The organism is Mesorhizobium sp. M8A.F.Ca.ET.161.01.1.1, from assembly GCF_004792105.1.
Taxonomy (GTDB): Bacteria; Pseudomonadota; Alphaproteobacteria; order Rhizobiales; family Rhizobiaceae; genus Mesorhizobium.
In genome coordinates, this window is sequence record NZ_SRTD01000001.1 from 484,391 (window position 1) to 507,829 (window position 23,439).

Sequence of the window (23,439 nt, forward strand, 5' to 3'; positions counted from 1 at the left end):
GCGAGAAAGGCCAAAAAACACAAGCGTCTTTTGCCCGGGCGCCATCTCACTCGGCCAGAACCCATGATCCGATTGCGGGGATATGGCACCGATATAGGGACGCGACATTGAAAATGGAATGGGCGAAGGCCGACGGAGCAATGCGGGGTTTCCTGCGGCTTCTACATCCCTCACTGTTGGGTTTGTTGGCGGTCCATGGCCCATTGCGGCGACGATCCGCGTCTGATTTCCTGCGCAGATGCATTTCATCCCGACTGCCATTCGCGGCCCGCTGTTCATGATCGTCTCGACCGGGTCGTATCTGGTCAACGACACGATGATGAAGCTCGCCACTGCCGGCTTGCCGTCCTACGAAGTGCTCTTCCTGCGTGGTGCCGCGGCAACGCTGTGGGGCTTTCCGCTGTTGTTTGCGCTCGGCTACGGCAAGCAAGTCCCTCTGATCTTCGACAAGCGGGTGCTGGGAAGGAACCTGCTCGAGTTGGCGGCGATCCTCTGTTACGTCGTCGCGCTCGCCAACATGCAGATCGCCGATTCCACCGCGCTGGGGCAGATCACGCCGCTCCTGATGCTGGTCGGATCCTCGATCCTGTTTGGCGAGCGTATCGGCGGCCAACGCATGGCGCTGATCGGACTCGGCTTCATCGGCGCGCTGATGGTGGCGCAGCCGACGATGCAAGGCATTTCGGTCTACGCCTTGCTGGCGCTCGGCAACGCGACATTCGCCGCCGCCCGCGATCTGGCCGGCCGCAAGATCACCGCCGAAGTGCCAGGAATGATCGTGGCGATCTCGGCGGTCGTCGTGGTCCTGATCGGCGCCGGCACCGCGCATCTGGTTTCCGAGCGCTGGGTGGCGCCGGAGGCGCATCACCTGCTGCTGATGGCGGGAGCCGGTTTCTTCCTGATCTTCGGCCACTTCTTCATCTTCATGGCCTACCGCGTCGGACCGACCGGAGCGGTAGCGCCGTTCTACTACTGCTTCACGGTCTGGGCCGTCATTTCCGGCCTGCTGGTGTTTGGGCAATTCCCCAATGCACTGGCGGTCTGCGGCATCCTGCTGGTCGTCTGCAGCGGGCTGACCATCGTGTCGCTGGACCAGCGCAAGCGTCGGCTGGCCGTGGTCGCCTGATCCGCGGCGGCACGCCGGCATATGGCTTCCGATGCCGTGAGCGCAGGCAGCACCGACGGCGGATTATCGCAATTCGGGATTCGGCAGAGCTGGTAGTCTGCCGACGCCTAGATGGTCCGCTTGCCCGAGAACTGATGATAGGCCCACAACACCACGACGGCACCCACGACCGCGACGATCAAGCTGTAGATGTTGAGGCCGGTGACGCCCGAAGCACCGAAGGCACTGAAGATCAGGCCGCCGACAATGGCACCGACAATGCCGAGCACGATATCCATGATCATGCCCTGACCAGTCTTGTTGACGATCTTGCTGCCGATGAAGCCGGCGATGACGCCGAGAATGATCCAGCTGATGATACCCATTTTTTTCCTCTCCATCCCCCGCCAACCCGACATTTTCATATGAATGTCAAAACCACAAGCCAGCTTGAAATTCCGCCCGATTGCGCCAATGTTGACGATGGGCAGGGCTTGGCCAGATGGAGGATCCACTATGGGACTTTTTGACAACGCCGTTCCCGGCGGCAACATCACCAAACCGCTGATGATCGCGCTCGGTGCGCTGCTGGTCGGAAAGATGCTGAGCGGCAGAAGCGCCGAACAGCCGGACCAGCCTCAAGCACCCGTGCCGGCCGATCCCACTGCCGCCGGAACCGCATCTGGTGACGGCGGCCTGCTCGGCGGACTGGGCGGCCTGCTCGACAAGCTCAAGAATGCCGGCCATGGCAATGTCGCCGACTCGTGGGTCGGCACCGGGCAGAACCAATCGATCAACCCCAATGAGCTGGGCAACGCAATCGGACCGCAAGTCATTCGCGAGATCGCCCAACGGACGGGGCTCGACGAACAGGAGCTGCTCAAGCAACTATCGGCTGCCTTGCCCGGCATCGTCGACAAGCTGACGCCGAACGGCCAGGTGCCGCAGCAGCACCAGGTCGCGTCCGCGTTCAACGGCTAGCGCGGCGCACGCCAATGCCTGAAGCGCTGCGCGCCTGCCGCGCAGTGTTTCGGCTTGCCGATGTGTAGCTGAAAATCTGGAGCGGGTAGCGGGAATCGAACCCGCACCAAGAGCTTGGAAGGCTCATGTGATACCATTTCACCATACCCGCGCACGCACGCCCTAGCTATTCGACAAGGTTGCGAAGGTCAAGAAGCTCTCGCGACCCAATCGACATTGCAGGCCAGGCCCGATGGCTGGAGGCAAGTCGTAGGCATCGAATGCCTGGCAGACGACCGGCAAGTCAGACCCAGTTCGAGAGAACCGTCTCCATCTCGACCGTCTCCACCTGCTGTGCGAACCGTTGGTGATAAACGGTCAACAGCGCGTCATGCGTGGCATCGGAAGAACTGCACAGCGCGTCCGTAACGAGAACCACGCGATAGCCGAAATCGATCGCTCCGAGCACCGTAGCCAGAACGCACACGTCGGTTTCGCCGCCGGTGATGACCAGCGTGTCAATGTCGCGTTCGTTCAGAAAGGCCCTGAGGTGACCTTCGAACCAGGGCGAGTATATGTGCTTGTCGATGACGGCCGCCGGCGGGCAGTAAGCGGCCAGTGCCGGCAACAAGTCGACCATTTCGGACCCGATATTTTCGATCGCCATCGAGGCCCAGCGCTCATAATAGCGCTTCCATGTGCCAACGCCCTGCCCGGGCTTTTGTGCGGGCAGGAAGCGCGTGAAGACGGTCTCTGGCGCTCGTCTTTCGACCAGCCTCTCGATTCGAGGAAGGACACGGGTGATCCAGGGGGTCGCCCATTGCGACGGCTCGGCAAACAGCCTTTGCATATCCACGCAGACATGCATGCATCGGCGCCCCAACGGACCATATGCCAAGCCCGGCATCGACATGGAAGATAATCCTATTCCATGACATGGGGGGTGTGCTGTTTGTCCTCCATCGGGTCGACATCGATGCGCGCCTTTCGCGGATCGAAAGCGCCATGACCTGCAATGGCCCGCGCTGCAGTATCGGGCGTCTCGTATGTCCACATGAAGTCGTCGGCCGAGCTACCGACAGCATGGACCCGCCAATAGCTCGCGGTTCCCTTGAGCGGTGAGCTGCTTGTGGTGTTGGTCTTTTCGAAAAGGTCGAAATAGATGTCCTCGAAAGGGACAAAGAATGTCGGCTCCTGTCCCTCTTCCCTGAGAACTTTCGCGTGCTCCGTGGCCGCGACCACGGCGTCGGAAAATCGCACCGTCACCGTTCCGGCAAACGGTTCTATGGTCAGTTGGCGAAAGTCGTGTCCTGAAGTCGCGGCTGAAGTTTGCATCCGAATTCTCCCTGGCTATCGTTTCGATCCACCAATGGAGACGAAATGCGCGGTGATGCATCAGGTTCCAGCTTGTGCGATTGAAGCCGAATGGAACCGCTGAGCAGCGATTATCAGCTGCCGAAACTGTTGAGAAAGCACATCAACAGCCGCGAAACCTCTTGTGAGGCCTCACGTGTTGGAAGTGCCCGACAGCGTCCAGGACCAACCGTCTGTAGGACGCACAGTGCCCGTCTGCCGCCGCCGTCGCCGGCGGGACGCAGAAGGAGTAACGTGCAGCCGTTCGGCTATGCCACGAACACAGGGACTGATCGACAAGACGGATCAGGTGGGTCGCACCGTGCGGTCGCGAACAGATGACGGTCCTCACCTGAGCCGCCCGGCACGCATCAGAACATGATCCTTTGCCTCAACCAGGCAAGAAACCTGTTGCCGCCAATTGTCGCGCGGACCCGAGCGGCGGCCCGCCCCGCTTTCATGGTGGCGCCTACGTGACAATCGCAAACGATGTCGTGCAGTTGCCAGTCATTCAGTTCGAAGAAGCGCTTGGCCTCGCCATAAGTGTCATCCCTTAGACCCGACGCGCGCAGCACCGGGTCTTCGAAGGCAACAGCGATCGCCGACCCTTCGCCGCGTGCCATGGCGCGTACCTCCGGATGCAGATGTTCGGTCCCTCTAAACGCGCCAAGGCATCGCTCGGGATTCTGATCGAGAAGTTCGGCCCATCGCGCGATCCGCTCTTCTCGGGTCATTTCCGAATGTGGCGCCGAGGATTCAATCCTGGCGACGGCCTGCAGTTGGTCGAGTGTCTGGTGTTTCATGGTCAACTCCTGTCGTGAAGGGAGAAGCGCCCACGCCTTCAAGGAAATTATCGCGCGGCTGTGCTTCGACAAGGCGCGAAACCGGAAGAATTCGGCGCCACCGAACGCGACTGACCGGATCCTAAATGCGCTGACAGCGGTCACTGAAAGGCGCGCATCTATGAACCTCTGCGGGCCTCTGCTGATAGAGGGCCGGTCTCCCATAGCGACCTAGCACCCCGGCGGGCAGTCCGGAGGTTGCGTTTATCGCGTCCTACTTCTTGATAATGTTCCCGTCGCGCAGGTCGAATGCTTCGGTGCCGTGAGCCTGGCGGTAGAAATCGTCCTGCAATTCACCCCATTCGCCGAGGAAGGCACCGCAATTGCTGCAATAAATTGGCGTCGACTCCTTGGCATCGTCGGGAATGTCCATCTGGATCGTCCCGCAAGCCTTGCAATCGAGTTTGTCGTCCAATTGGCGTCCCATTTTCCAATGGTCGCGCATTTGGAACCAATTGTCGATTTCGTAGGGAGGCACGATTCCAAACCAGCCGCTCCAGCGGCAAGCGGGCGACTGAAATTGCGCAGCGGCTGCCGTGGTACGGAACCATCGCCCGGCAGAAGGGTTGTCCTCGACGTTTCGAAAAAAGCAGGGAACGACGATGCGGATGTTGATGATAGTTGCTGTGCTTTCCGGAGTGGTCGTCACGCAGCCCCTCCATGGGCAAGCCATCAGCCCGCAGGTTCCTCTGCTGACACCCGTTCCTCAGACGACACCCTTGGAGCCCGAGCCGGACCAGATACCGCTGCCCGAGCAAGGGGCTGCCGACCAGAATTTCACCGGTGTTGCCATTGTCGCCGTCGAGGATCTGCCCGCGGAAATCAAAGCGCAGGCGGAAGCCGTGATTACCCAGACAAGTGCGGAAGATCTGCTGCGGCTGCAGAACTCCATCGACGCATCGCCTCAGGCAACAACGGCGCTGAGGGCGAACGGGCTCAACTCTTCACAGGTCGTCGCGGCCAACATCGATGGTGATGGCACGCTGACATTGATCATCCAGACGACAACGTGATCGGCACCCGGGGTGCCGGATTGACCCGAAAAGCGCGATGCACCTTTTCGATCCGATGTTTTTCACGTTTCAGGGTTTCCGGGCCGGCAGTGGTGGAGAGGGTTGGATTCGAACCAACGTAAGCTAAGCTAACGGATTTACAGTCCGTCCCCTTTAACCACTCGGGCACCTCTCCAGTCTGCCGCCGGAGCCATTCACGCCGATCCGGACCCGAGTTGTCTTCTCCGAAATCAGCGAAGCGCCTTATGGCGGCAAGGCCAGTGGGTGTCAACCGCGCAGGAAGGGTTTTTCGATGTTGTTCGCCGGCTGCGGCGACAGGGCATATCCTTGGCGGGAGGAGACGGCTATAGAAGCCGGCCATGAGCAACAATTCCAACACCCCGAAAGACACCCACTACGCCAAGCTCCGCCGCGCCTTTCGCGACGAGAAAAGCGGCGGCGCGCCGGCGTTCAGGCCTCGCCAACCCGTACCACCGGGCGAAAGCGCCGGGGATGGCCTGGTGCGCCTTTATGGCCTGCACACTGTGCGAGCCGCCCTCGACAATCCGCGCCGCCGGATCAAAAAAATGCTGGTGACACGCAATGCCGCCGAACGGCTCGAGATCGGTGATCTTGCCGCCCTGCCCTTCAAGGCGGAACTGGTCGAACCCAGGGACATCGACAAGGTCACCGGGTCGGACGCCGTGCATCAGGGCGTGCTGATAGAGGCCGAGCCGCTGAAGCCCAAGCGCCTCGACGCGCTTGGCGACACCAGGCTGGTGCTGGTGCTCGACCAGGTCACCGATCCGCACAATGTCGGCGCCATCCTGCGTTCGGCGGTCGCCTTCGGCGCCGGCGCGCTGATCACCACGGCGCGCCATAGCCCGCAAGAATCGGGCGTGCTGGCGAAATCCGCCTCCGGCGCGCTGGAGCATATCGACCAGATCGAGGTGAAGAACCTCGCCGACGCGCTCGGCCAACTGCACGAGGCCGGCTTCCAGACCATCGGGCTCGATTCGGACGGGCAGGCGGAACTCGAAACCAGCTTTGCCGGCGACAGGATAGCACTGGTACTCGGCGCCGAGGGCAAGGGCCTACGCCAGAAGACGCGCGAGACGGTGACGACACTGGCCCGCCTCGACATGCCCGGCGCCATCCGCTCGCTCAACGTGTCGAACGCCGCGGCGGTGAGCCTTTATGCGGCGCGGGCATTTCTGAAGCGCGGCTGAGCCGCGGCAAGCCGCCTGCCAAAACATCTCGAAACGAGAAACGGGTTCCAGCGACAGCGCTGGAACCCGTTCTTGTGTAGGACAAGAGCTGGCGGCCTGGGAACATTGTGCCGCCCTCTCCCGCCTATGCCGCTTTGCCCTTCACTTCAGCCGCCTCGCCGCCGACCTCGAAATTGGCCATCCGCTCCAGCGCCCTGACCAGCGCCGAGTGATCCTCCTTCGCCCCGCCATTAGCGGCGCAGGAGTTGAACAACTGCTGGGTGGTCGATGTATTGGGCAGCGACACGCCGAGCGCCTTCGCACCCTCCAGCGCCAGGTTGAGATCCTTCTGGTGCAGTTCGATGCGGAAGCCCGGCGCGAAAGTGCGCTTGACCATGCGCTCGCCATGCACTTCGAGAATGCGCGACGCTGCCAGCCCGCCCATCAGCGCTTGCCTGACCTTGGCCGGGTCTGCGCCGGCTTTCGATGCAAAAACAAGCGCTTCGGCGACGGCTTCAATGGTCAGCGCGACGACGATCTGATTGGCGACCTTGGTCGTCTGTCCGACGCCATTCGGCCCGACCAAAGTGATGTTCTTGCCCATTTTCTCGAACACGGGTTTCGCGCGCTCGAAGGTCTTTTCGTCGCCGCCGACCATGATGGTGAGGGATGCGGCCTTGGCGCCGACTTCGCCGCCCGAAACCGGCGCGTCGAGATAGTCGCTGCCGAGTTCGTTGATCTTCTTTGCGAATTCCTTGGTCTCGATCGGCGAGATCGAACTCATGTCGATGACGAGCTTGCCTTCGGAGAGGCCAACGGCAACGCCGTTGTCGCCGAACAGAACGTCGGCCACCTGCGGTGTGTCGGGAACCATGGTGATGATGATGTCGGCCGCCTTGGCCACGGCGGCATGGCCGGTGACAGTCTTCAGCCCCTTGGCGGCAAGATCGGCTGGTGGCTTCGAGCGATGGTCACTGGCGATGACCCTATAGCCGGCATCGAGCAGGTGCCCCGCCATCGGCGCGCCCATGATGCCGAGGCCGATGAAGCCTATGGTTTCCATTGTGGTTCTCCTGAATATCTCGTTCGACTTCGTCGAAAGGCTGGCGCTGCCCCTCATCCGCCTGCCGGCACCTTCTCCCCGTATAGTGACGGGGAGAAGGGAAGCGCTCCGACGCTGGCGATGCCCTCTCCCCGTTCTTCACGGGGAGAGGGCAAGGGTGAGGGCAGCGCCGACGTTGGTAGTTCCCGACGGCTAAGCCGCCGCGCTGCCCTGCCCGGCTAATTCCCGAAACCAGCCCAGCCCGGCGTCCGTACCCGCCTTTGGCTTGTATTCCGCACCCACCCAGCCGGAATAACCAATCCGGTCGATGTGTTCGTAGAGGAACGGAAAATTGATCTCGCCCGTCCCCGGCTCGTGACGGCCGGGATTGTCCGCAAGCTGGATATGCGCGATGCGGGGAAGGTTCGCTTCGATGGTACGGGCGAGATCCCCCTCCATGATCTGCATGTGGTAGATGTCGTATTGCAGGAACAGGTTCTTGGAGCCGATGCGGTCGATCAGCGCTAGCGCCTGGTCGGAATACTTGAGGAAGAAACCCTCGATATCGCGCGTGTTGATCGGTTCGATCAGCAACTTGATGCCGGCCTGCTCCAGTTTCTCCGCCGCGAAGGCAAGGTTTTCGGCGAAGACATTTTCAAGCGTGTCCCGTGCAATGCCCTGCGGCGCAATGCCGGCCAGGCAGTTGACCTGCTTGCAATCCAGCGCCTGCGCATAGGCGATCGCCTTGGCGATGCCCTGGCGGAACTCCGGCACGCGGTCCGGCAGCACGGCGATGCCGCGCTCGCCCTTGGCCCAGTCGCCCGCAGGCAGGTTGAACAGCACTTGGGTCAGGCCGTTCTTTTTCAGGCGGGCGGCGACCACCTCGGGCGCATGATCATAAGGGCCGATATATTCGACACCCTTGAAGCCGGCGCGGGCGGCGGCATCGAAGCGGTCGAGGAAATCGTCCTCGCCAAAGAGCATCGACAGATTGGCTGAAAAACGCGGCATTCTTTTTCTCCCTGGAGTATCGGACCCAAAAGTGGAAACCAGTTTTGGGGCAATCCGATGCTCAAACAAAATCAGTCGAGCATCACGATCGCGGTCGGCGCGTCTTCCTGACGTTCGGCAAGGTCCTCGAATTCGGTGATCTTGTCGATCTCGGTGCCCATCGAGATGTTGGTGACGCGTTCGAGAATGAATTCGAGCACGACTGGAACCTGGTGTTCCTTCATCAACCGCTCCGCTTGCTTGAAGGCGCCGGCGAATTCCTCCGGCTTGCGCACCCTGACCGCCTTGCAGCCCATCGCCTCGGCGACGGCGACATGGTCGACGCCGTAGCCGCCCTCCGGATCGTCAGTCCGGTTGATGTTCTCGAAGGCCAGGCTCACCTCATAGTCCATCGAGAAGCCGCGCTGCGCCTGGCGGATCAGGCCAAGATAGGCGTTGTTCACGACGACATGGATGTAGGGCAGCTTGTGCTGCGCGCCGACGGCCAGTTCCTCGATCATGAACTGGAAATCATAGTCGCCCGACAGCGCCACGATGGTGCGGTCGGGATCGGCGGCGCGCACGCCGAGTGCTGCCGGCAGGGTCCAGCCGAGCGGGCCGGCCTGGCCGCAATTGATCCAGTTACGCGGCTTGTAGACATGCAGGAACTGCGCGCCGGCAATCTGTGACAGGCCGATCGTGGTGACATAGGTGACGTCGCGGCCAAACGCCTTGTTCATCTCCTCGTAGACACGCTGCGGCTTCAGCGGCACCTGGTCGAAATGGGTCTTGCGTTTCATGGTCTTCTTGCGGTCCTGGCATTCCTTGGCCCAGCCCGACCAGTCGCGCAGCTTGCCCGCCGTCTTCCACTCGGTGGCGACGTCGAGCAGGATCTTCAGCGCCGCACCCGCATCCGAGACAACGCCGAGATCCGGCGCGAAGACACGGCCGATCTGCGTTGGCTCGATGTCGACATGGATGAATTTTTTTCCCCTGGTATAGACGTCCACCGAGCCGGTGTGGCGGTTGGCCCAGCGGTTGCCGATGCCGAAGACGAAGTCGGCTTCCAGCATCGTCGCATTACCGTAACGGTGCGAGGTCTGCAGTCCACACATCCCGGCCATCAGCCGGTGGTCGTCGGGGATGGCGCCCCAGCCCATCAGCGTCGGGATGACCGGAACGCCCGCAATCTCGGCAAATTCGATCAACAGGTCGGACGCGTCGGCATTGATGATGCCGCCGCCGGCGACGATCAGCGGCTTCTCAGCCCCATTGAGCATCGCCAGCGCCTTTTCAGCCTGGGCGCGGGTCATCGCCGGCTTGAACGGCGCCAGCAGCTCATAGGCATCGATGTCGAACTCGATCTCGGCCAGCTGGACGTCGACCGGCAGGTCGATCAGCACCGGACCTGGGCGCGACGAGCGCATCAAGTGGAACGCCTTCTGCAGCGCCATCGGCACCAGATAGGGCTCCATCACCGTCACCGCCCATTTGGCGACGGGCGCAGCGATGGCGGCGATGTCGACGGCCTGGAAATCCTCCTTGTTGAGGCGCGCGCGCGGCGCCTGTCCGGTGATGCACAGGATCGGAATGGAATCGGCCGCGGCCGAATAGAGCCCGGTGATCATGTCGGTGCCGGCCGGCCCCGAAGTGCCGATACAAAGACCGATATTGCCCGCCTTGGCGCGGGTATAGCCTTCGGCCATATGCGAGGCGCCCTCGACGTGACGGGCAAGGACATGGCGGATGGTGCCCCTCGCCTTCATCGCGGAATACAGCGGATTGATCGCCGCGCCCGGCACGCCGAAGGCGCAGGAAATGCCTTCCTTTTCGAGAACGAGAACGGCGGCATCGACAGCGCGCATCCTGGCCATTTCCAGCCTCCACGAGATGATTGTTGGATGGCTAAGGATGTCACCGGGCGGGTAATTTTTCAATTTTTCCAGAATATTTTTTCATTTCTAGAAAACAGCTTCTACCAACTGATTTTGTTTACTTTTCCCTTTTCCAGGATTTGAGCCTAGAATTTCATGAAAAACTTTTTCATTGCATCTTGGCAGAAACGGCCGAGAATGCCGACCATGGAAACCAGCGAAAAACGTCAGCGCGGGCGCCCGCGCTCCTTCAATGGTCCGACCGAAGCTGCCTCGGTGCAATCGCTCGACCGGGCCTTGCGTATCCTGGCCATTGTCGCGGAAGGCAGCGGCCTGTCGCTGAGCGAGATATCGGCGCAAAGCGGGCTCGCCGCCTCCACCGCCTACCGCATGCTGACGACACTCGAAAACCACGGCATGGTCGAGTTCGATACGTCGGACCAGCTCTGGTCGATCGGTGTCGAGACCTATCGCATGGGCGCGGCGTTCCTGCGCCGCCGCAAGCTGGTCGACCGCGCCCGCGTCGTCATGCAGGAATTGATGGAGAATACCGGCGAGACCGCCAATCTCGGCGTCGCCGAAGATGACTGCGTGGTCTTCGTCAGCCAGGTCGAAACACACCAGGCGATCCGCGCCTTCTTCCGGCCCGGCACGCGCAGCCCCTTCCATGCCTCCGGCATCGGCAAGGCGGTGCTGGCGCATCTCGAACCGGAGCGCGTCGGAACCATCCTGCGCAAGGCGGGCCTGCAGCGCTATACGGACAAGACCCTGTCCGACATCTCCGCCCTCGCCCACGATCTGGCTGTTATCAAGCATCGCGGTTGGTCGGTCGACGACGAGGAGCGCCACCCCGGCATGCGTTGCGTCGCCGCCGCCATCTTCAACGAATATGGCGAACCGATAGGCGGGGTTTCCGTGTCGGGGCCGACGGTCCGGGTGACGCCGGAGCGGCTGGCCGAGATCGGGCCGTTGGTGCGCAATGCGGCAACCGAAGTGACGCGGATGATCGGCGGCGTGCAAGCCGGCTGATCAACCCGCGCCGGGCAGCGCGCTTTTGGCCGCTATGTCGAAGAAATCGAGCAGGATCGCCATGCCGACACCGCAGGCGGTAAAGACGAGGCCGGCCATGAAGATGCGGTTGGCACGCTCATAGACCCGCCGCTGCAGGGATCTTGTGTCGAGCAGCAGCGACAGTGCCCGCATCTGCAAGGCGATGCCGACCAGGATCGGCAAAACGGCGACAAGGTGGTAGGTCTGCCACGGGATCGGGTTGGCGGCCCAATGGGTTATGAAGCCCAACGAAAATGCCAGCAGGATGCCGACAGTGGTGACCGTGCCGTTGCGGAAAACCGTTTCGATCAGGTCTTCTTTCGGGTCCTGCTCGTCCAAGCCACCCTCCCCTCAGTTGGCACCGGGATAGACTAGACGCTCCGAAAATCGCTGTATACCGCCGGCCGCATGGGATTTGACCGTCTTGCCGTGGCGCCTGGATGCATGCGAAAGGGCGCGAATGAGGAAACCGGTTCAGCTTTTGCTTGTGACTTCACTTACGGGTGCGTGGCGGCGGCACCTCGACCCGATGCCGGCGACCAACGCGTCAATCCCATTCCGATCTCGCTGGCGCTGGAGGAGATCATCACGTCCGGTGTCCGCCAACACCTGCCGGATCCGGCCTCCGCCAAGTTCGGGACGATGCTCGCCGGCGAGCGAACGCTGAACGGCCACCGGGAGATTGTGATCTGCGGCACCGTCAGCGCCAAGGCCTCGTCGGGCGTCCATGGCGACAAGCCATTCATCGCCAAGGTCTATCCGGAAGCCGCAAGCAGCTTTGAACTGGTGGCGATAGGCGACGAGACGGAGGCAGCCCGGCTTCAAATTGGCGGCTCCTGCCGCGCGGCCGGTTTGCCGACCCTCGACACCGACACGAAGACGCACCTCTAGAAAAAGACGGTGTTCAAACGACGAAGAGGGGCTGCCTAGCAACCCCTCTTTCCTGTCGTTGGTCCACTTTCCTGTCGTCTGCCTCCCCTCAGAGCCGGCAATAGTGGCTGTAGCCATCATGGCCGATATAGGTGTCGGAATCCGGATCGTAGCTCGCGTAGCGCTCGAAGCAGCGGCGGACGTGCCAGGAACCGCCATCTTCGTCGACATAGACAGTGCGCGGCTGCTGCTGGGCAAGCAGGCTGCCCAGGACGAAACCGCCGACGCCGGCGGCGATGCCGATGCCGAGGTCGTGGTGATGCGAGTGAGCCGCCGAGGGCTGGACGGTGCCGACCAAAGCGGCGGCGGCGACGGTGGTGGCGATGAGGCCGGAAACGAGTGTGCGCTTGAACATGACGATCTCCTTGCTTCGTTGACCGAGGCGATCCATCCGCCTCTTGATCATCTGTCGCCGCGGCATTGAAAAAGGTTCGACGGGGTTTTGATTTTTTTCGAACAAGCAGGAATCCGCTGCCTGAAAAGGCGCGGCGGCCCTCGCCGGCGTTGATCATCGAGACCCGTGCGCTTCGGCACATTGCGCCAATCGCGTCATCGCCCGTGGCGGCGACAGGAAGCGCCGTATCCATGCAAAAGGGCGGCCGAAGCCGCCCTTTCCTGCACTGGTGTCTTCAATCACGCCGCGAGACTGCGCTCAGTAGATGATGATGTGGTGGCGATGGTGATGGTGATGGTGATGGTGGCCATAGACCCACCAGTAATCCGGGTAGTCCGGGTAATCCTGGTAGTAGAGGTAGTCGTCGTAATGATGATGGCGATGCATGCCATGAGCCGACGAAGACTGAACGGTGCTGGCGAGCGCGCCGGTTGCAACGACGATGGCGAGGAGGCCGGAAACGAAACTGCGCTTGAACATGATGATCTCCTGGATCTCTGATCGAGGCGACCATTCGCCTCTGAGGATCAGTCGGCGTTGGGCAGCGAAAGGTTCGACAGGATCAGGAGATTTTTTGTGGCAGTAGGCAGTAGGCAGTGGTGAAACGGCACCATGCGCATCCGAACGATGCAACCCCTATTCCTATTCCCTATTTTCTCACCCCATGCCGGTGATATGGCGCAGCCAGAAAGCGAGCGCGATGAAGCCGATGATCGTGGTGACGCCGGTCCAGTCGACATTGGCCTTCTTCACGTCACTGATGAGCTTCACCAGCAGCATCCATGCCACGACAACGATAGGGAGAATGATGACAAGCCGTATCATGCGACACTCCGTTCAGCGCATTTGCACCTGCCCCGTTATGTAGGAAGCGCCTTCGCGGATTTCAGCACGCAGGCTCGGAGCATCATCCACCACGGCTGAGGTCCAAAAACGGAGTTTTGTCTTTACTGGCGCAACAAATATGCTAACCGGAGCGCCGTGCCCTTGTAGCTCAGCTGGTAGAGCAGCGGTTTTGTAAACCGAAGGTCGGCGGTTCGATTCCGTCCGGGGGCACCAGTTCTGACCAACGATTACCCCGAGAGCCAAAGACTTGCGAGCGCGATTGCGGGCACCCTTACGAGGCGCTCGCGATTTGGGCCGACACGTTCGTCCTGGTGAACGTATTCCTCACCCTCATAGACTTATAGAGATAAGCAACCCAGAGTCCGGTTCCCGCAAACGAGGCCACGGGTGCCGCCAGTGCATCGCCTGCGAGCACCTGGTTCACCGGGACCCCCAGAATTGATGCGATCCAGATCGTGTCCAGGATAAAAACGACGGGGATCGCAAGCCACTGAAGCAGAAACAATTGCGGGAACCGTCGGCTTCCCCGCAGCATTGCCACCAGCACAACCAGCTGAAGCGCCAGGAATGCCAGATTAAGAGCAACCTCGCCATACACGGCCAGGGAGCCATTCGGGAGGATCATGAGTTGCTGGTAGCCGTCGGCCGAACTGGCGAAGTCGGCAAGTGTGCGCAGCGGTGACAATGTCTGACCGATAGCCAGCAGCATCAGCCAGCCGCCGAAGCCCACAAGAGCCTCAGGATTCTGTGACGGCTTCGCGGCTGATCGAACGGCAAAGAAAACAGGCACACCGATCAACAGCAGCACGATCACCCAATGCCAGATGGAAAACGCCCCCATTTACCCCTCCCTTTTATGCCCCTCTAAGTTGTATCAGATTTCAAGCTCAACTCAAGCACCAAGCTTTGGGTAAGACGACGTGTGACGCCGAAGCGACGACTTCTCCTGCCTGCTCCTGACTTCCTCACACTCCGATCGCCGCCACCAATATCCTGTTCTGCCTGCGTATCGCCGCCCTCAGCTCCGGTATCCTAGCCTCTTCGCGTTTCACGAATTCGATGAACATCATGTTCATGTTGTTGAAGATCAGTTCGCCAAGCGCCGCGCCATCGATGTCCTGCCGCACCAAGCCAATCTCCTGTAGCCGGACGATCAGCGCGCGGATCTGTTCGGTGAGCGAGCGATCGAGGCCGGTGTAGGCCTGGCCGAACGGGCTGTCGGGCAATTGCGTCGAGATCGCCATTGCCTGCCGCCACATCTCCTTGCTGAGATAGTGCAGCGAGTGTTCGATATAGATGCCGATCAGTGTGTCCAGCGCGTCGCCGACATTGGCCGGCGGCCGGGCGACCACGCCGCGCCCGGCATTGAGCACCTCATTGACCTCCAGCGAGACGATGGCGCCGAGGATGTCGCCCTTGTTCTGGTAGTAATTGTAGATGGTGCCGATCGACACTTCGGCCTGCGCGGCGATCGCCTCGATCTTGGCGCCCTCATAGCCGGCCTCGCGGAAAAGTGCCGCCGCAGCATCGATGATGCGCCTGTGACGGTCCGCCTTTTGCCGTGCCCGCAATCCGCTCATATCAGCCTCTTGCCACAAAAATCGAATTGACTCAATTTTAGAATTGGTTCAATTTTTTGCAAGAAGCCATAAAGGCAAGGGAGAACACTCGATGTCCATCAAATCCGGAAATCCGCTTTCCATCCTGAAGCGCCGGCTGCAGGCCGCGTGCGCCGCCACGGCATTGCTGCTTGCGGCCGGCAGCCTTGCCGAGGCCGCCGATCTCAACGCGCTGATCTGGTGCGATCATTCCGATCCGGCGCTGCTGCAGCCGTTCGAGGACGCCAACAACGTCAAGGTCAACGTCAAGGAATTCGAAGGCACCGGCGCCGGCCTCGCCATCGTCGAGCAGTCGCAGCCGGGCGATTGGGACGTGATGGTGATCGACAGTATCGACGTGCCGCGCGGCGTGGAAAAGGGCCTGTTCGAGCCGCTGCCGGAAGACAAGCTGCCCTTCGCCGACCTCTTCCCGCAGGTGAAGATGGACGGATCGACCGTCGTCGGCGGCAAGCGCTACGGCATCACCGAAAAATTCGGCTACAATACGATCGGCTTCAACAAGACCAAGGTCGACCCGGCCGACATGCAGTCCTTGGCGTCGCTGAGCAGCGACAAATACAAGGGCAAGGTCGCCATCTACGACTACTATCTTCCCGTGATCGGCATGGCCGCTCTCGCCATCGGCAAGAAGACGGCCGACCTCGGCGAAGCCGATCTGCCCGCCCTCAAGGCAGAGCTTCTCAAGATGAAGGCCAATGCGAAGCTGGTCGGTGAAGTCACCGCCAGCCAGACGGCGCTGGCGACCGGCGAGGTCGACATATTGGTCGGCGGCGGCGAATGGGTGACGGCAGGCCTTGCGAAGGAAAACCCGGCGCTGGACTTCTCCATTCCGAAAGAGGGTGCGGTGCTGTGGTCGCAGTCGCTCGCCATGTTCAAGGATTCCAAGAACAAGGACATGGCGCTGAAATTCATCCAGTACATCATGAGCCCGGAAGGCCAGGCGCGGCTTGCCACCTCTTCCTGCTATTGGGGCATGCCGTCCAACACCAAGGCCACACTGACCGACGACCAGAAGAAGGTCCTGCGCTTCGACGAGCAGCCTGGCTTCCTCGCCCGTGCGCAGGCCTACCCGGCGCCCAATGCCGACCTCGACAAGAAGATGCAGGACATGTGGACCGAAATGCTGCAGGCGAAATGAGCGACCGCGGCTCATGAACTCTGCGGGAAACAGCGGCCGTGCCCTGCCCCGGGCGGGCCGTGCCCTGCACCGGACGGGCCGCGCCCTGCCCTGGGCGCTGGTCACGCCGGCACTTGGCTGGACGCTGCTGTTCTTCGTGCTCCCGTTCGTGGCCATGGGGTTTTCGAGCCTCACGTCGCATGAGAACGGCGGCTTCACGCTTGCCAACTACAGCCAGTTCTTCAGCAATCCCTCCTACTGGCAGGCGATGGTGAACTCGCTGCAGGTCACGGCAACCGTCACCGTGGTCTCCGTGCTGCTCGCCTATCCCTTCGCCTGGATCCTGGCCGAACAGGTGCCGGAGCGCTGGCAGAGGCTGGCGCTGATGCTGGCCGTGCTGCCGTTCTGGACGTCCTATGTCGTTCGCTCCTATTCGTGGCTGCTGGTGCTGGCGCAGAACGGCGTCATCAACCGCGCGTTGACCGGTTCTGGCCTGATCAGCGAGCCGCTTCAGCTCGCCAATACGCGCTTGGCCACCGTCACCGGCTTCGTGCATTTCTTCGTCATGCTTTTGACGCTGACCATCTTCGCCAATCTGAAGCAGCTCAGCCCGAGCTACCGCAAGGCCGCCGCCGATCTCGGCGCCGGGCCGGTGCGCACCTTCCTGCATGTCATCCTGCCGCTGACCTTGCCGGGCATCATGGTGGGCGCGTTCCTCACCTTCGTGCTGTGCATCGGCGACTACATCACACCGCAAATCCTCGGCGGCAACAACGAGCTTCTGATGCCGCAGTTGGTGATGATGCAGATCGGCCGTCGCGGCGACTTTCCGCTGGCCTCGGCGCTGTCGATCATCCTGATGGCGGTCGTCACCATTGCCTACCTCGCCTGCGCCCGCTGGCTGAAGATCGAGCGGGCCTGAGCATGCACAGGATTGTCCGCATCGCTTCCAGGATTTATGCGCTTGCCGTCTACGGCTTCATCTTCCTGCCGGTCATCGTGCTGGTGCTGTTCTCGCTGCAGTCGACCTCCTTCCCGATTCCGCCGTTCACCGGCCCGTCGCTGCGCTGGTACGAGGCTGTTCTCTCGGATACGCGGCTGACGTCGGCACTGGTCAATTCGCTGTTGGTCGCTATGCTTTCCTCGGCCGTCGCCGTCACGCTCGGCTTCCTTTCGGCCTGGGGTTTCGCGCGTTTCGTGCTGCCCGGCTCGGGTCTGCTGCGCGGGCTGATCACACTGCCGTTGACGGTGAGCTACCTCATCATCGGCATGGGGCTTTTGGTGCTGTTCAACTGGGCCGGCGTGCCGAAGTCGCTGCTTGCCGCCGGCATCGGCCATGTCGTGATCAACCTGCCGCTGTGCTTTGCCATCATCTACAGCCAGATGGGCGACCACCAGATCAACATCGAGCGCGCCGCACGCGATCTTGGCGCGCCTGAATGGAAGGTGCTGCTGCTGATCAGCGTGCCGGTGATGGCGCCGGCCATTTTCGCCGGCTTCTTCCTGTCGATGACCTTCTCCTGGGATGAGTTCGTTATCTCCTTCCTGCTCACCCGCTTCGACACCACGCTGCCGGTGGAAATCTGGAACCTGCTGCGCTCCGGCCTCAACCCCAAGACCAACGCCGTCGGGTCGCTGGTCTTTGCCGTCTCGATCGTGCTGGTGGTGTTGTTCGAACTGACCTTGCTGCGGCGGAGAAAGCCGGCATGAACGCGCCCCTGGTCGATATCCGCGACGTCTCGCACCGCTTCGGCCAGCATCCCGTGCTGAAAAACGTCTCGCTGACGATCGATTCCGGCAGCTATACGATCCTGCTCGGACCATCCGGTTCCGGCAAGACGACGCTGCTCTCCATTCTCGGCGGGTTCGTCAACCCCAGCGAAGGCAAGGTTCTCATCCGCGGCCAGGACTGTACCTACGTGCCGCCGGCCAAGCGCCCGACGACGACGGTCTTCCAGGATTATGCGCTGTTCCCGCATATGAGCGTCGGCGGCAATGTCGGCTTCGGCCTGCGCATGCAGGGTGTCGACGGCGCGACGCGGGCGGCAAAAGCACGCGAAGCCCTGGCACTGGTGGGGCTGGCCGCCGCCTTCGACAAGAAGCCGCACCATCTTTCCGGCGGCCAGCGCCAGCGCGTCGCATTGGCGCGCGCGCTGGTCATCGAGCCGGCAGTGCTCCTGCTCGATGAGCCGCTCGGCGCGCTCGACCTCAAACTGCGCCGCCAGATGCAGGATGAATTGAAGGCGATCCAGAAGCGCGTCGGCACCGCCTTCATTCACGTCACCCACGACCAGGAAGAAGCGATGGCGCTGGCCGACCATTGCGTGGTGATGAATGACGGCCGCATCGAGGACGAAGGGCCGCCCGAGCGCGTCTATGCCAGGCCGGCGACGCGCTTTTCCGCGACCTTCATGGGCGAGAGCACGATCCTTGCCGGCACGGTCGTGGAGACCGGAGACAGGACGAGCACCGTCGCGACGCCGGTCGGACCGGTGTTGCTGCCCAGTGCGTTGCCGTTGGGGTCGGCGGCCGCATTGGCCATACGGCCTGAGCACCTCGTGCTGGGCACGACTTCGGGTGGCACGAAGCTCGGCAAGGCGGACGTGAGCGACGTCGTCTTCCAGGGCAGTTTCAAGCGCATGCTTGCGACGTCCGTCGAAGAACCCTCCTTGCAGTTCATCGCCAAGCTGCCCGCTACCGCCACTGTCCGGCCGGGCGACACGGTGGCGATTTCGTGCGATACCGACCAGATCATCCTGCTGGCGGATTGAACATGGGCATGCTCGCGGTCATCGACGCACCGGACTGGTACGAGACGATGCGCATGGCCGACGGCATCACGCTGATCCACGAGCCCTGGATCAAGCCGTTCTTCCGCTGCAACATGTGGCATGTGCGCGGCCGCGACCGCGATCTCCTGTTCGACAGTGGTCTCGGCCATTTCAGCCTGCGCACCCATGTGCCCCTGGTGAGCGAGCGCAAGCTGACCTGCGTCGCCAGCCACACGCATTTCGACCATATCGGCTGCCACCATGAATTCCCCGATCGCTGCGTGCATGGGGCTGAAGCGGCAATCCTGGCCGATCCGCGCAACGAATGGACCGCTGCAGGTACCTATGCGACCGACGAGATGTTCGACCGCCAGCCAAAAGGCTGGGAAACAGCACGCTACCGCATCCAGCCCGCGCCGGCCGGCCGTCTGCTCGCGCATGGCGACATCATCGATCTCGGCGACCGCGCCTTCGAGGTCGTCCACACGCCAGGCCATTCGCCCGGCGGCATTGCGCTGTACGAGAAGAAGACCGGCATCCTGCTGTCCGGCGACATCATCTATGACGGCCCGCTGATCGATGATGTCTACCACTCGGATATTTCCGACTACATGGCGACACTGCTCGCCATGCGCGATCTCGACGTCTCAGTCGTGCATGGCGGCCATTTCCCGAGCTTCGGCAAGGTGCGCTACCTCCAGTTGATCGACGAATACCTGGCGCGGAAGCGGCAGGCCGGCTGCCATCTGCGGCAGAGCCCTTGAGGGGCGAGTTTACCGCAGCAAGTCGAAATGCCGTGGAAAGGCCTGATGCAACAGCAGCAGCATGGTCTTGCGCAGCACGTCGGTGTCGCGGCCGGACGGGTTGAGGTGATCCCAGTACCATGCTCCGTGAACGAGGTAATTCAGGCTCTCCGACAGCGTGTGGATGTCGACGCCGCCGTAACCCCCGTCGCGCGCAATCTCGACCAGCAGTTCCCGCGCTTCGGCGGTGTAGGCGAGATCGCTGGGCAGGCCGATTTCATTGTAAATCTGCATGCTCTTGCGGTCGCTGGAGAACACGACAAAGACCGACACCCATTTCGGATGCTGCCGGGCAAAGCGTTGCGCGCAGTCTACTGCTCCCAGCAGCCTTTCGACCGGCGTCAGGCCGGGCGCCCGCACCAGGGCGAGCCACAGCGCGTCATATTGATCGCTGAGATACTGAAGCACTGCCCTGAACAAATTCTCCTTGCTGCGGAAGTGAAAGACCACCAGGGCGTTGGACGAGCCGACATGCTCGGCGATGCGCTGCATGGTGACGCTCGCCAGCCCCTCCTCAGCGATGAGCTCGATTGTGGCGTCAAGAATGCGCTGCACGCTGGCTTCGCCGCGCTCGCGGCGGCGGTCCTTGGGCGCGGCGTCATTGGCCGAAGCCCTGCCCTTGGCTGTCGCGACCGTGCGCTTTGCCGTCGCTTTGCGTTGCACCATCTTCGTCAATTTCCCTTGCATCGCCAGATCAAAGCGATGGGCGCGTTCCGGCGCTTGTGTACCATTGCCCCCGTGCCGTTTCATAGGCCATCGCGGCCCGGAAGACATCGGCATCGCTATAGGTGCGGCCGACGATCTGGAAGCCCGTCGGCACGCCGCTTGCCGCCCGCCCCGACGGCATGGAAAGCACCGGACAGCGGCTCATCATGTTGAACGGCGTCGTCATCACCCAGCCCAGCGAAGGGTTCACCTCTCTACCATTGATCTCGACGGTTCCCGTGGTCTGGTCGAACTCCGCCGGCACCGCGGGAAGCGCGTTCGTCGGGCAGATCAGCACATTGTAGGTCTCCAGCAGCGGACCCAGCGTCTGATACATCCGCGCTGCCACATCCAGTGTCGCGACGAAGTCGGTGGCCTTGGATTTTTGCCCATCCTCGGCAAACCGCCTGGCATAGCTGGTCATGTCGCTGCCGTGCTCGGCAAGCAGTTGCGACAGCGAAGCGCCGAAAAGATGCTCCAGATAGGCCATTCCTGCCTTGAGCACCCCGTCATCCCAGCCGAGATCGACTTCCTCGACCGTTGCCCCAAGCGAGCGGAACACGTCGCAGGCGGCAAGCATGTTGCCGCGGACGTCGGCGTCGACCTCGAAAGAGCCCAGGTCCATCGAGAAGGCAATCTTCCAGTCCTTGATCGGCTGGTAATCGAGCGGCAGCCGCAGCTTCGGGCGAAGCGTGGCGATGTCGAGTGGACTCGGCCCCGCCATGACATTCTGCAGCAGGATCGCATCCCGGACGTTCCGGGCCAGCGGCCCGGTGTGGCAATAGAAATCGAGGTTGAAGGGCGGCTCGTCCGGGTTGCGCCCATAAGGCGGCTTGTAGCCGACGAGACCGCAGGCCGACGCCGGAATACGGATCGATCCGGCAATGTCGGAGCCGGTGGCGATCGACGACGTGCCCGAAGCCAGCGTTGCCGCCGAACCTCCCGACGAGCCACCTGGCGTGAAGTCGCGGTTCCAGGGGTTGCGGGTGACGCCCCACCGCTTCGACCAGGTATAACCGGCGCAGCTGAATTCGGGCGTAGCCGTGCGCGCATGGACGATGCCACCGGCCTTGATGATGCGCTCATTCATCGTCGAGGTGTGGCCGCTTATGGCATCCCTGGACAGCAGCGAGCCATGCGACGTCGGCTTGCCCTTGATGTAGCTCTCGTCCTTGATGCCGATCGGCAGGCCCTCGAGCGCGCCTGTCCTGGCGCCCTTGGCGTATCTCGCCTCCGCTTTCGCGGCCAGCTTCATCGCCTCCTCGAAATGCGTGAAGGTGAAGCAGTTGATCGCCGATTTGGTGGCCTCGGCGCGGCGGATGGTGGCCTGCATCAGTTCGACGGGCGAGAGTTTCCTCGCCTTGAACAGCCGCAGCGCCTCGCTGGCGGGCATGTAGCAAAGGTCGAGATCGGACATCGAAAATCTCCCGCGATCACGTGATCGCACTTGGCATGAAGGTGACCGGACCGCGCATCGCGGCCCGGTGGCTCTTTGTTGGGTTTGGCTGGTGGCGCTACTTCTGGAGGTCGGTCCAGATTTTCGTGTAAAGCGCCTGCACATCCGGCGGGCAGGCCGGCATGAACTGGCCCTTGGCGGCGAATTCCGCCGGGATATTCACCTCAGGCGCGGTCTTCATATCGTCCGGCATGAAAGCCTCGGAGCCCTTGATGCCGTTGGCGTAGCGAGCGAAACCCGAGATCAGCGCGGCGTTCTTCGGATCCATGATGAAATTCTGGAAGAGCTTGGCGTTCTCGACGTTCTTGGCATCCTTGAGGACGGCGACATTGTCCATCCAGATCGGAAAGCCTTCCTTCGGATAGCCGTAGACGATCTTGTCGTTCTGAAGCCGCTGGCGCAGCGATATGCCATTCCAGTTGACGCCGGCGGCGATATCGCCCCTGCCCAGGCCATCGACAGCCGCATAGTCGAGCGAAAGCCATTTCGCCTTCGCCTCGACCAGCTTGTCGTGCACCTTCTTCAGCACCTGCATGTCGTTGGTGCAGTACTGGCCGCCTTCATAGGCGATGGCGAGGAACATGATGTCCCCCATTTCGGGCACGACATTGATCTTGCCGACGAGCTCGGCCGGCGGGTCGAGGAACAGCGCCGACGTGTTGGGGTCCCCGGCATAGACCGACTTGTTCACCGAAATGCCTGTCGTTCCCCACTGCCAGGGAACGGTGTATTTGCGGCCCGGATCAAAAGGAACGTCGACCCACCTGGGATCGACATTCCTGAAATTCTCCATTGCGTTGGGGTCGGTTTCCAGCAGCAGGCCTTCACTGATCCAGATCGGCACGACACTGGCGGAGGGCACGACGATGTCATAGCCGGAAGCACCCTGGCGGACCTTGGCCAACGCGGTGTCGTTGGAGTCGTAGTCGGTCACGGTGACCTTGATCTTGTAGGTCTCCTCGAACTTCTTGATGAGGTCCGGGCTGGTGTAATTGCCCCAATTGTAGATGTTGAGTTCCCCGTCGGCGCGGGCAGCGCCCGTTGCGGCGAACAACGACAGCCCGACGGCGGCCGCGGCGAGTTTCCAGTTCATGCGAGTTGCTCCCATTGTTGGGACCGGCGGCGGTGTCGCCTCGGGTCCATCCCTGCTGACGAAAGAAAGCCGTATCCGCCGACCGCAACCTCAAGGGTCTGGCGGAACCATCGGCGCACAGCACCTCGACGCACCGGAACCTGCCGGATGACTGCCAAGACATTCCCCTTTGTTTCGTAGCCATTCACCGGCGCATACCGGCTGGCCAACTCTGTTTTCGTTACAAGCGATAATTATAACTAAACGTACAGTCAATATCTTTGTGACGACTTGGCCAGATAGTACATTT

Annotated in this window: 28 protein-coding genes and 3 tRNA genes; 12 read left to right on the top strand and 19 right to left on the bottom strand. The window is 61.8% G+C overall.

The window, feature by feature from the left end; translation table 11 throughout:
* Window positions 1-238 precede the first annotated feature (238 nt).
* The gene (locus tag EN804_RS02430) at window positions 239-1,126 is read left to right on the top strand and encodes a DMT family transporter (protein ID WP_127869376.1); all 888 of its coding nucleotides are present in this window, start codon (window positions 239-241) and stop codon (window positions 1,124-1,126) included.
* Window positions 1,127-1,233: 107 nt separating this feature from the next.
* Here EN804_RS02430 and EN804_RS02435 read toward each other — a convergent pair whose 3' ends face one another.
* Window positions 1,234-1,491, bottom strand: coding sequence for a GlsB/YeaQ/YmgE family stress response membrane protein (locus EN804_RS02435; protein ID WP_127279958.1), 258 nt, complete (start codon window positions 1,489-1,491; stop codon window positions 1,234-1,236).
* A gap of 130 nt (window positions 1,492-1,621) precedes the next feature.
* Here EN804_RS02435 and EN804_RS02440 point away from each other — a divergent pair, with 130 nt between their 5' ends.
* Window positions 1,622-2,086 carry a YidB family protein gene (locus tag EN804_RS02440; RefSeq protein ID WP_127869377.1) on the top strand — a complete coding sequence of 155 codons (465 nt, stop codon included), beginning with the start codon at window positions 1,622-1,624 and terminating at the stop codon, window positions 2,084-2,086.
* A 77-nt stretch (window positions 2,087-2,163) separates the two neighbouring features.
* Here EN804_RS02440 and EN804_RS02445 read toward each other — a convergent pair.
* The 5 genes from EN804_RS02445 to EN804_RS37070 form a co-directional block, all read right to left on the bottom strand.
* Window positions 2,164-2,237: transfer RNA gene (locus EN804_RS02445), tRNA-Gly, on the bottom strand.
* 132 nt (window positions 2,238-2,369) lie between these two features.
* Window positions 2,370-2,978, bottom strand: coding sequence for an isochorismatase family cysteine hydrolase (locus EN804_RS02450; RefSeq protein WP_135918639.1), 609 nt, complete (start codon window positions 2,976-2,978; stop codon window positions 2,370-2,372).
* An 11-nt stretch (window positions 2,979-2,989) separates the two neighbouring features.
* Entirely contained in the window at window positions 2,990-3,400 is a 411-nt protein-coding gene (locus EN804_RS02455; RefSeq protein ID WP_135918640.1) for a DUF427 domain-containing protein, read from the bottom strand.
* A 389-nt stretch (window positions 3,401-3,789) separates the two neighbouring features.
* On the bottom strand, window positions 3,790-4,221 hold the full coding sequence (locus EN804_RS02460) for a hypothetical protein (protein ID WP_135918771.1): 432 nt from the start codon (window positions 4,219-4,221) through the stop codon (window positions 3,790-3,792).
* 253 nt (window positions 4,222-4,474) lie between these two features.
* Window positions 4,475-4,909, bottom strand: coding sequence for a hypothetical protein (locus EN804_RS37070; protein WP_189524448.1), 435 nt, complete (start codon window positions 4,907-4,909; stop codon window positions 4,475-4,477).
* A 70-nt stretch (window positions 4,910-4,979) separates the two neighbouring features.
* Here EN804_RS37070 and EN804_RS02470 point away from each other — a divergent pair, with 70 nt between their 5' ends.
* On the top strand, window positions 4,980-5,273 hold the full coding sequence (locus EN804_RS02470; RefSeq protein ID WP_245512036.1) for a hypothetical protein: 294 nt from the start codon (window positions 4,980-4,982) through the stop codon (window positions 5,271-5,273).
* Window positions 5,274-5,363: 90 nt separating this feature from the next.
* Here the strand turns inward: EN804_RS02470 and EN804_RS02475 are convergent.
* Window positions 5,364-5,448 (bottom strand) — tRNA-Tyr (locus tag EN804_RS02475).
* 184 nt (window positions 5,449-5,632) lie between these two features.
* Between EN804_RS02475 and EN804_RS02480 the strand changes: the two genes are divergently transcribed.
* Complete coding sequence (locus EN804_RS02480; protein ID WP_135880280.1) at window positions 5,633-6,481, top strand: RNA methyltransferase; 849 nt, start codon at window positions 5,633-5,635, stop codon at window positions 6,479-6,481.
* A 124-nt stretch (window positions 6,482-6,605) separates the two neighbouring features.
* Here EN804_RS02480 and EN804_RS02485 read toward each other — a convergent pair whose 3' ends face one another.
* The 3 genes from EN804_RS02485 to gcl form a co-directional block, all read right to left on the bottom strand.
* On the bottom strand, window positions 6,606-7,580 hold the full coding sequence (locus EN804_RS02485; RefSeq protein ID WP_135880279.1) for a 2-hydroxy-3-oxopropionate reductase: 975 nt from the start codon (window positions 7,578-7,580) through the stop codon (window positions 6,606-6,608).
* Window positions 7,581-7,715: 135 nt separating this feature from the next.
* A complete protein-coding gene (gene hyi / locus EN804_RS02495) occupies window positions 7,716-8,513 on the bottom strand; it encodes a hydroxypyruvate isomerase (protein ID WP_135918641.1) in 798 nt (265 codons plus the stop codon).
* Between the two features lie 71 nt (window positions 8,514-8,584).
* Window positions 8,585-10,366, bottom strand: coding sequence for a glyoxylate carboligase (gene gcl, locus EN804_RS02500; protein WP_135918642.1), 1,782 nt, complete (start codon window positions 10,364-10,366; stop codon window positions 8,585-8,587).
* Between the two features lie 207 nt (window positions 10,367-10,573).
* Here gcl and bhcR point away from each other — a divergent pair, with 207 nt between their 5' ends.
* Window positions 10,574-11,395: an HTH-type transcriptional regulator BhcR gene (gene bhcR / locus EN804_RS02505; protein WP_135918643.1), complete on the top strand. Its 822-nt coding sequence runs from the start codon at window positions 10,574-10,576 to the stop codon at window positions 11,393-11,395.
* Here bhcR and EN804_RS02510 read toward each other — a convergent pair whose 3' ends face one another.
* Window positions 11,396-11,755 carry a hypothetical protein gene (locus EN804_RS02510; RefSeq protein WP_127279644.1) on the bottom strand — a complete coding sequence of 120 codons (360 nt, stop codon included), beginning with the start codon at window positions 11,753-11,755 and terminating at the stop codon, window positions 11,396-11,398. It lies immediately after the preceding gene.
* A gap of 105 nt (window positions 11,756-11,860) precedes the next feature.
* On the opposite strand from EN804_RS02510, the gene EN804_RS02515 reads away from it, so the two are divergent.
* Complete coding sequence (locus EN804_RS02515; RefSeq protein WP_246693347.1) at window positions 11,861-12,307, top strand: hypothetical protein; 447 nt, start codon at window positions 11,861-11,863, stop codon at window positions 12,305-12,307.
* An 88-nt stretch (window positions 12,308-12,395) separates the two neighbouring features.
* On the opposite strand, the gene EN804_RS02520 is transcribed toward EN804_RS02515, so the two are convergent.
* From EN804_RS02520 to EN804_RS02530, 3 genes are all read right to left on the bottom strand, one after another.
* Entirely contained in the window at window positions 12,396-12,701 is a 306-nt protein-coding gene (locus tag EN804_RS02520) for a BA14K family protein (RefSeq protein WP_127279642.1), read from the bottom strand.
* Window positions 12,702-12,998: 297 nt separating this feature from the next.
* Window positions 12,999-13,220 carry a hypothetical protein gene (locus EN804_RS02525; RefSeq protein WP_127279641.1) on the bottom strand — a complete coding sequence of 74 codons (222 nt, stop codon included), beginning with the start codon at window positions 13,218-13,220 and terminating at the stop codon, window positions 12,999-13,001.
* A gap of 177 nt (window positions 13,221-13,397) precedes the next feature.
* Window positions 13,398-13,565, bottom strand: a complete 168-nt coding sequence (locus EN804_RS02530; protein WP_127279640.1) for a hypothetical protein — start codon at window positions 13,563-13,565, stop codon at window positions 13,398-13,400.
* 158 nt (window positions 13,566-13,723) lie between these two features.
* On the opposite strand from EN804_RS02530, the gene EN804_RS02535 reads away from it, so the two are divergent.
* Window positions 13,724-13,799: transfer RNA gene (locus tag EN804_RS02535), tRNA-Thr, on the top strand.
* Window positions 13,800-13,857: 58 nt separating this feature from the next.
* Here the strand turns inward: EN804_RS02535 and EN804_RS02540 are convergent.
* A complete protein-coding gene (locus EN804_RS02540; RefSeq protein WP_135918644.1) occupies window positions 13,858-14,427 on the bottom strand; it encodes a DUF2569 family protein in 570 nt (189 codons plus the stop codon).
* Window positions 14,428-14,551: 124 nt separating this feature from the next.
* On the bottom strand, window positions 14,552-15,166 hold the full coding sequence (locus EN804_RS02545) for a TetR/AcrR family transcriptional regulator (RefSeq protein WP_135918645.1): 615 nt from the start codon (window positions 15,164-15,166) through the stop codon (window positions 14,552-14,554).
* A gap of 91 nt (window positions 15,167-15,257) precedes the next feature.
* Here EN804_RS02545 and EN804_RS02550 point away from each other — a divergent pair, with 91 nt between their 5' ends.
* The 5 genes from EN804_RS02550 to EN804_RS02570 are packed head-to-tail and all read left to right on the top strand — an operon-like array spanning window position 15,258 to window position 19,857.
* Complete coding sequence (locus EN804_RS02550; protein WP_127869392.1) at window positions 15,258-16,343, top strand: spermidine/putrescine ABC transporter substrate-binding protein; 1,086 nt, start codon at window positions 15,258-15,260, stop codon at window positions 16,341-16,343.
* Window positions 16,344-16,356: 13 nt separating this feature from the next.
* Window positions 16,357-17,244, top strand: coding sequence for an ABC transporter permease (locus EN804_RS02555; protein WP_135918646.1), 888 nt, complete (start codon window positions 16,357-16,359; stop codon window positions 17,242-17,244).
* A 2-nt stretch (window positions 17,245-17,246) separates the two neighbouring features.
* The gene (locus EN804_RS02560; RefSeq protein WP_135918647.1) at window positions 17,247-18,032 is read left to right on the top strand and encodes an ABC transporter permease; all 786 of its coding nucleotides are present in this window, start codon (window positions 17,247-17,249) and stop codon (window positions 18,030-18,032) included.
* Window positions 18,029-19,093, top strand: a complete 1,065-nt coding sequence (locus tag EN804_RS02565) for an ABC transporter ATP-binding protein (protein WP_135915536.1) — start codon at window positions 18,029-18,031, stop codon at window positions 19,091-19,093. The genes EN804_RS02560 and EN804_RS02565 overlap by 4 nt, the downstream gene beginning before the upstream one ends.
* A 2-nt stretch (window positions 19,094-19,095) precedes the next feature.
* On the top strand, window positions 19,096-19,857 hold the full coding sequence (locus EN804_RS02570) for an MBL fold metallo-hydrolase (protein ID WP_135918648.1): 762 nt from the start codon (window positions 19,096-19,098) through the stop codon (window positions 19,855-19,857).
* A 9-nt stretch (window positions 19,858-19,866) separates the two neighbouring features.
* Here EN804_RS02570 and EN804_RS02575 read toward each other — a convergent pair whose 3' ends face one another.
* From EN804_RS02575 to EN804_RS02585, 3 genes are all read right to left on the bottom strand, one after another.
* On the bottom strand, window positions 19,867-20,562 hold the full coding sequence (locus EN804_RS02575; protein ID WP_127280421.1) for a TetR/AcrR family transcriptional regulator: 696 nt from the start codon (window positions 20,560-20,562) through the stop codon (window positions 19,867-19,869).
* A 28-nt stretch (window positions 20,563-20,590) separates the two neighbouring features.
* The gene (locus tag EN804_RS02580) at window positions 20,591-22,018 is read right to left on the bottom strand and encodes an amidase (protein WP_135918649.1); all 1,428 of its coding nucleotides are present in this window, start codon (window positions 22,016-22,018) and stop codon (window positions 20,591-20,593) included.
* Window positions 22,019-22,115: 97 nt separating this feature from the next.
* Window positions 22,116-23,150, bottom strand: coding sequence for an extracellular solute-binding protein (locus EN804_RS02585; RefSeq protein WP_135880267.1), 1,035 nt, complete (start codon window positions 23,148-23,150; stop codon window positions 22,116-22,118).
* Between the last annotated feature and the right edge of the window lie 289 nt (window positions 23,151-23,439).

Coding starts and splice junctions, on each gene's coding strand:
- gcl (WP_135918642.1), bottom strand. CDS start 10,366: ATGGCCAGGATGCGCGCTGTCGATGCCGCCGTTCTCGTTCTCGAAAAG.
- EN804_RS02585 (WP_135880267.1), bottom strand. CDS start 23,150: ATGAACTGGAAACTCGCCGCGGCCGCCGTCGGGCTGTCGTTGTTCGCC.
- EN804_RS02485 (WP_135880279.1), bottom strand. CDS start 7,580: ATGAGGGGCAGCGCCAGCCTTTCGACGAAGTCGAACGAGATATTCAGG.
- EN804_RS02435 (WP_127279958.1), bottom strand. CDS start 1,491: ATGGGTATCATCAGCTGGATCATTCTCGGCGTCATCGCCGGCTTCATC.
- EN804_RS02545 (WP_135918645.1), bottom strand. CDS start 15,166: ATGAGCGGATTGCGGGCACGGCAAAAGGCGGACCGTCACAGGCGCATC.
- EN804_RS02560 (WP_135918647.1), top strand. CDS start 17,247: ATGCACAGGATTGTCCGCATCGCTTCCAGGATTTATGCGCTTGCCGTC.
- bhcR (WP_135918643.1), top strand. CDS start 10,574: ATGGAAACCAGCGAAAAACGTCAGCGCGGGCGCCCGCGCTCCTTCAAT.
- EN804_RS02430 (WP_127869376.1), top strand. CDS start 239: ATGCATTTCATCCCGACTGCCATTCGCGGCCCGCTGTTCATGATCGTC.
- EN804_RS02540 (WP_135918644.1), bottom strand. CDS start 14,427: ATGGGGGCGTTTTCCATCTGGCATTGGGTGATCGTGCTGCTGTTGATC.
- EN804_RS02565 (WP_135915536.1), top strand. CDS start 18,029: ATGAACGCGCCCCTGGTCGATATCCGCGACGTCTCGCACCGCTTCGGC.
- EN804_RS02520 (WP_127279642.1), bottom strand. CDS start 12,701: ATGTTCAAGCGCACACTCGTTTCCGGCCTCATCGCCACCACCGTCGCC.
- EN804_RS02455 (WP_135918640.1), bottom strand. CDS start 3,400: ATGCAAACTTCAGCCGCGACTTCAGGACACGACTTTCGCCAACTGACC.
- EN804_RS02440 (WP_127869377.1), top strand. CDS start 1,622: ATGGGACTTTTTGACAACGCCGTTCCCGGCGGCAACATCACCAAACCG.
- EN804_RS02555 (WP_135918646.1), top strand. CDS start 16,357: ATGAACTCTGCGGGAAACAGCGGCCGTGCCCTGCCCCGGGCGGGCCGT.
- hyi (WP_135918641.1), bottom strand. CDS start 8,513: ATGCCGCGTTTTTCAGCCAATCTGTCGATGCTCTTTGGCGAGGACGAT.
- EN804_RS02580 (WP_135918649.1), bottom strand. CDS start 22,018: ATGTCCGATCTCGACCTTTGCTACATGCCCGCCAGCGAGGCGCTGCGG.
- EN804_RS02570 (WP_135918648.1), top strand. CDS start 19,096: ATGGGCATGCTCGCGGTCATCGACGCACCGGACTGGTACGAGACGATG.
- EN804_RS02460 (WP_135918771.1), bottom strand. CDS start 4,221: ATGAAACACCAGACACTCGACCAACTGCAGGCCGTCGCCAGGATTGAA.
- EN804_RS02480 (WP_135880280.1), top strand. CDS start 5,633: ATGAGCAACAATTCCAACACCCCGAAAGACACCCACTACGCCAAGCTC.
- EN804_RS02525 (WP_127279641.1), bottom strand. CDS start 13,220: ATGTTCAAGCGCAGTTTCGTTTCCGGCCTCCTCGCCATCGTCGTTGCA.
- EN804_RS02515 (WP_246693347.1), top strand. CDS start 11,861: ATGCGAAAGGGCGCGAATGAGGAAACCGGTTCAGCTTTTGCTTGTGAC.
- EN804_RS02530 (WP_127279640.1), bottom strand. CDS start 13,565: ATGATACGGCTTGTCATCATTCTCCCTATCGTTGTCGTGGCATGGATG.
- EN804_RS02575 (WP_127280421.1), bottom strand. CDS start 20,562: ATGGTGCAACGCAAAGCGACGGCAAAGCGCACGGTCGCGACAGCCAAG.
- EN804_RS02550 (WP_127869392.1), top strand. CDS start 15,258: ATGTCCATCAAATCCGGAAATCCGCTTTCCATCCTGAAGCGCCGGCTG.
- EN804_RS02450 (WP_135918639.1), bottom strand. CDS start 2,978: ATGTCGATGCCGGGCTTGGCATATGGTCCGTTGGGGCGCCGATGCATG.